At 52.5% G+C, this 3,237-nt stretch carries 3 protein-coding genes; all 3 read right to left on the bottom strand.

The genetic code is table 11. The features are described 5' to 3' along the window. Positions 1-171: 171 nt before the first annotated feature. The gene (locus tag K0B01_14770; GenBank protein ID MBW6487406.1) at positions 172-1,830 is read right to left on the bottom strand and encodes a B12-binding domain-containing radical SAM protein; all 1,659 of its coding nucleotides are present in this window, start codon (positions 1,828-1,830) and stop codon (positions 172-174) included. Between the two features lie 260 nt (positions 1,831-2,090). Beyond that, positions 2,091-2,834, bottom strand: coding sequence for an acyltransferase (locus tag K0B01_14765; GenBank protein ID MBW6487405.1), 744 nt, complete (start codon positions 2,832-2,834; stop codon positions 2,091-2,093). Then, positions 2,818-3,237: hypothetical protein (locus tag K0B01_14760; GenBank protein ID MBW6487404.1), on the bottom strand; the 420-nt coding region annotated here is incomplete at its 5' end. The genes K0B01_14760 and K0B01_14765, both read right to left, overlap by 17 nt.

The following is a 3,237-nucleotide window of genomic DNA, read 5'->3' as shown; positions in this document are numbered from 1 at the left end:
CACAATGCTTCTATCGGGAATACGGTTTTTCAAGCAGTTAGAACCAGATTATGAACATTAAACTTCGTTTTCCCGCTTAAAATCATTGCGGGAATGACAGAATGTGAGAGTTTTGCAATTGCCTCATACGTATTTTACAAACATTAAGCTGCGTTTTCAGGTGAAACGAGATCAACCGCCGACAACTGTTTCCTGCGACTCGAATCTGTTTTGGTTGTTGTGCGTCCAGCGCCAAATGCAGGAATCTTCGGAAAACATCGCGTAAAGATAGCCCTTTTCGATAAAGTCTCGCACCGTCTTCCTGATAAGCTCTTCTTCGATACCCGTGGCCGCTTCAATCCTGCGGCAAAGTTCCTCTTCGGCAGGGGCGGCAGGGACGCAGGAGGCTCCTGCCGAGGAATCAGCGCCCGCATCGAAATCTGCCCTATTGTTTTTGACAACCCCCAGATTTTCAATCAGATCTTCCGAAAGCAGACGATAAACCAGCTTCATCCGGAAATGTCCCTCCACCTGCATGTCTATCTCCGGTGTGTTGGTTTTATTGCGATAGCCCTGCACCATCTCTTCCCAGACCGTCGCGATTCTGCCTTCAAAATCCGCCACGAACTTGTCCAGATCCGCAGGCGCAAGCGCGGCGGTTCTGACAATGGCCTTGTTGGCGTCGTATTTTGTCCAGTCGTCGGTCATGATTTCGAGGTCGTATTTTTCCACCTCTTCGCGAACCGTGGTTCCGGGAAAAGGAGCCAAAAGATGATAGCCGTACAGCGACCCAAGCCGGGAGGCGAACTCCTCCGTTTCCCGGAGCGTCGCCGGCGTCTCTCCGGGAAGGCCGGCAATGAATGAAGTATGGGGAATAATTCCAACTTCACGGCACAGGGAGACCGCATGGCGGACCTGATCGAGGGTTATCATTTTACGAATGCGCGTCATCATCTCCGGGTTTCCCGTTTCGACGCCAAAGCTGATACTGTCGCATCCTGTTTCGCGCATTAAGAGCAGGGTCTCTTTATCAACGGTATTTACACGGGCAAATGCGCTCCAGGAAAACCGCAGTTTCCGGCGGATGATCTCATCGCATACCTCTTTAACCCTTTTGGGCGAGGAGACAAAAAGGTCATCCGCGACATTAATCCGGTCAATGCCGTAGGAAATGATCTGCGCAATCTCATCGACAACCAGAGAGGGGCTTCTTTTTCTTACAATGTTTCCGACCATCCGGCGGCCCTGACAAAAGATGCAGGAATAGGGGCAACCGCGTGAGGTGATTATGCTGATGGAAAAGCCCAGCGCCTGATATCGGGAAAGGGGTAGCAGGTGACGGGCCGGCAGGGGCAGTGCATCGATATCTTCAATAAAGGGTCTGGGTTCATTTACCTTTATCCCGCCGTCAACCCGGTAGGCGATTCCCCTGATGCCATCCATTTTTTGATGGCTCATACCCGTCGCCATCAGCTCGGCAATCGTTTCCTCGCCTTCGCCGATCACGATTATATCTATTCCCGGATATGCATGCAGCGATCTTTCCGCAGTAAAGGAGACGTGAGGGCCGCCCATCATGGTGACAAGGGAAGGGCGGATCCTTTTTGCTTCGCAGACAATCTCCGCCGCTCCCGGAAAATTGAGCGTCACCGAGGTTGCCCCAAGGACGTCCGGACAAAAGTCGTCAAGCTGCACCCGCAGCTTCTCCGGAGAATAACGGCTGACAATATAATCGAATATCCGCACCTCTGCCCCGGCGGCTTCGAAAGCGGCGGCCACATAAGTAACGCCGAGCGGCGGGGCGGGCGCCTCTTCCAGCGGATAGGGCGGTGCGACAATGGCGACCTTCATTAAAAATACCTCCTGATATTAGAATCTCATGAGCTAAATGCAAAACGTTTTGTCATGCCCGAAAGCGGAGCTTAATGTACACAATGCTTTTGTCGGGCAGCCATGATTTAAGACAGTTACAAACTGGATTATGAACATCAAGCTTCACTTTCCCCCCCAGAAGTGTCGCGGGAACGACATAATTGGGACTTTTGTCTTTACCTTTCATTACTAAAAATACGGCTGTGTAGGGTGTGTTAACGAACTGGCAATACCTTTCCCTAATCACCCCGGCGCGGGAAAAGTAGGGAGCGCACCCACCCAAACCAGTTGTTGTTTTTCATAAATGCCCGATCTATTTCTTCAAATTGCGCGGCCAGCGCCTTGGGATCGGCGAGCCAGTCCGCTCGAGTTTTAATGGGCCGATCGGCATCGAGGTATTTTACGACCACTGCGGGATTGCCCGCGGCGATCACATTTTCGGGAATATCGCGCACAACCACGGAACCGGCGCCAACAATGCTGTTTTTCCCGATTCTTACCCCTTTGCAGACAATGGCGCTGTCCCCTATCCAGACATTATCCTCAATATGGACGGGAAGGGTGTTCCCGACCGGAAGGCTTCTGTCGTAAACCCCGTGCCAATCGGAATCGGTGATAAAAACCCCCTGGGCCAGCATGCAACTGGCGCCGATAAATATTTTTGTCGCGGCGCTGATTCGCACCCCAGGACAAATAAGAGAGTAACTTCCGATATCTATTGCTCCCTGCTGTCCCATTGCCGACCAGACGGTCAGACGAATACGGCTGTCCGCAGTGGCAATAACCGTGCAGTAGTCGCCAAGGGTGACCGGACCGCCGAAAATCTCCACAAACCAGGGTTTCATAAAAGTGCATCCCCTGCCGAAACTTTCAAAATGGGGACGGAGAAACCAGTTTGCATATCTTTTCTGAAAATCCTGGTGCAGGCGTTTCATGATGTAGGGACGATGGTCTCTTTGCAATTTTTCAACCTTCCTGGCCATCCTTGGCAAATCCAGAATTACCCGCAACCGGAAAACCAGCCGGGAGTGGAAATCCTGCCCCAACGGGTCCTTTTTCCTTCCAGAATGAATGGTTGAAAATCCGCCCCGCCGGGGTTACGTTGTAGAGGGCGTCGCAGGCGAGGAGCACCGCTGCCGCCGTCCACGATGTTTTTTCCTCCGGCCAGATAACGCCGTCCGGAAAAGTCACCCCCATCCAGTAAGCGCCGTCATTGTACCTTTTGTCGATTATCCAGTTGAAGATGATCTGCGCCCGCTCTCTTTCTCCAATTGCGACAAGGGTTAGAACCAATTCCGACGCCTCGGCAATTGTCACCCACGGCCGATCGCTGACGCACCGCACCCCCCACTCGGGGACAACGAATTTCTCCCAGGAGCGGTCGAT

The sequence above is a fragment of the Syntrophobacterales bacterium genome, from assembly GCA_019429105.1.
Taxonomy (GTDB): domain Bacteria; phylum Desulfobacterota; class Syntrophia; order Syntrophales; family UBA5619; genus DYTH01.
The sequence above is the reverse complement of the archived record's forward strand: the minus strand, read 5'-3'. Positions and strand labels throughout refer to the sequence as shown.